Origin of the sequence: Micromonospora sp. M51 (assembly GCF_018070305.1) — a bacterium.
Lineage (GTDB): Bacteria > Actinomycetota > Actinomycetes > Mycobacteriales > Micromonosporaceae > Micromonospora > Micromonospora parva.
The window spans coordinates 1-2,147 of record NZ_JAGPXZ010000923.1 but is presented as its reverse complement, the minus strand read 5'-3'; the positions used below and the strand labels follow the sequence as shown (position 1 = coordinate 2,147).

Here is a 2,147-nt window from a genome sequence, read left to right as displayed (position 1 = left end):
TGGCGGTGGCCGCGCTGGCCGGCGGGGCCGCCGCGCTGGCCGGGTTCGGTCTGCGGGTCGGCCGACCGCTGGCGCCGATGCTCGCGCAGAGCGCCCCCTCGGTCGACGAAGCGCTCGCCGCGACCGGCACGCCGGCGGTGGTCGACGTGAAGCTCGACGGCATCCGCATCCAGGTGCACCGCTCCGGCACCGACATCGCGGTGTTCACCCGCAGCCTCGACGAGATCACCACCCGGGTGCCCGAGGTGGTCGCCGCGGTCCGCGCCCTGCCCGGCCGGGAGATGGTCCTCGACGGCGAAGCGATCGGCCTGGACGAGACCGGCCGCCCGCTGCCGTTCCAACAGACGTCGAGCCGGGCCGCCCGGCGCACCACCCCCAGCACCACCGGGCGCACCCCGGTCGCCCCGGCGGTGCTCGCGGCGGCTGCCAGCACGGGTGCGACGGTGCTCACCCCGTACTTCTTCGACCTGCTGCACCTCGACGGCGAGGATCTGATCGACCTCCCCGGCCGGGAGCGGTGGGCCGCCCTCGCCGGTGCTGTGGATTCGTCGCTGCTGGTCGGCCGCATGGAGGTCGACGATCCGGAGCAGGCCGCCAGCGCGTTCGCCGCAGCGCTCGACGCCGGGCAGGAGGGCGTGGTGGTGAAGGCCCCGGACGCCCCCTACGACGCCGGCCGGCGCGGTTCCGCCTGGGTCAAGGTGAAACCGCGACACACGCTCGACCTGGTGGTCCTCGCCGTCGAGTGGGGCAGCGGCCGACGCAAGGGCTGGCTGTCCAACCTGCATCTGGGTGCGCGTGACGCGCGCACCGGCGACTTCGTCATGCTCGGCAAGACGTTCAAGGGGCTCACCGACGAGCTGCTGCGCTGGCAGACCGAGCGGTTCCTCGACCTCGCTGTCGAGCGCGGCGACTGGGTCGTCCGGGTCCGGCCCGAGCAGGTGGTGGAGATCGCCTTCGACGGGGTGCAGACGAGTTCGCGCTATCCCGGCGGGATGGCGCTGCGGTTCGCCCGGGTGGTGCGTTACCGCGACGACAAGTCCGCCGCCGAGGCGGACACCATCGACGCGGTCCGCGCCATCCACGCCGGCCGGGTGAGCGGCTGACGGGGAGTGCTCAGGCGGACGCGGTCGGGGCAGGCTCGGCGGCCCGGTCCAGGGGAGCCTCGGTGACGCCGATGCCGGCGGCCCGGCGGGCCTCACGACGGGCCACCCAGCCGTAGCCGAACAGGGCCATCACCGCGAACAGCCACCACTGCACGACGTAGCCGAAGTTCTGCCAGTTGTTGGCGTGCCCCACCGGCACCGCCTTGAACACCGGGTCGGCTGCCGGGGTCTGCTCGTCGAGCAGCAGGTAGGCGCCGTAGACCGGGTAGGGAAGTTCGCCGGCCAGCCGTGACACCCCGATCCGCCGGATCTCCAGCAGCCCGTCACGTCGGGCCACCGCGCCGGCGCCGCTCTCGGTCTCGTGCACCCGTCCGACCACCGTCACGTCGCCGGTCGGCGCGGCCGGCACCGACGGCTGGGCGGTCGCCCCACCGGCTGCCGGCGGGATCCAGCCCCGGTCCACCAGCAGCGCCGTGCCGTCGGTGAGCACCAGCGGGGTGAGCACCTCGAAGCCGACGCGGCTGTCCACCGTGCGGCCGCGGACCAGCACGGTGTTCGCGGGGTCGTACCGGCCGGTGACGGTGACCCGGGTCCAGACCTTGTCCTCGGCGGGGGCCGGACCCACCGTCCCGGGGCCGCCGCTGGGGGCGCGCAGCGTGTCGGCGAGCGGCGCGGGGGCCATCCGCTGGCCCGCGTCGATCCGCTCGTTGACCTCGGTGCGCCCCCGGTAGCGGTCCAGCTGCCAGTTGCCCAGGAACACCATGACGGCGGCGGCGACCAGGGTCAGCGCGAGAGCGCCCAGCCAGCGTGGGCTCAGCAGGAACCGGTACACGGCACCGAGGCTACTCGTATGACCGGCGCCACTGACCTGGACCGGGCCGGACCGGGCCGGGATCGTCGTCCGGGGCCCCTGCCAGGGCCGGACCGTCCGCCCCGGTTGGCGGTGCTCGCGCCTGCGGCCGGGCGGGTATCGTCACGCCGACGGATCGGCCCCGGTCGTCCCGTCGCGTACCCGCCGCCGCTCGCGAGGAGTCGATGATGACC

The 2,147-nt window shown here is 74.8% G+C and carries 2 protein-coding genes; one reads left to right on the top strand and one right to left on the bottom strand.

Annotation, left to right across the window (positions count from 1 at the left end):
• A partial coding sequence (locus KBX53_RS30795) for an RNA ligase family protein (RefSeq protein ID WP_210863246.1) occupies nucleotides 1-1,103 on the top strand: 1,103 nt, incomplete at its 5' end.
• Between the two features lie 10 nt (nucleotides 1,104-1,113).
• Here the strand turns inward: KBX53_RS30795 and KBX53_RS30790 are convergent.
• Complete coding sequence (locus KBX53_RS30790) at nucleotides 1,114-1,935, bottom strand: SURF1 family protein (RefSeq protein ID WP_210863244.1); 822 nt, start codon at nucleotides 1,933-1,935, stop codon at nucleotides 1,114-1,116.
• Nucleotides 1,936-2,147 lie beyond the last annotated feature (212 nt).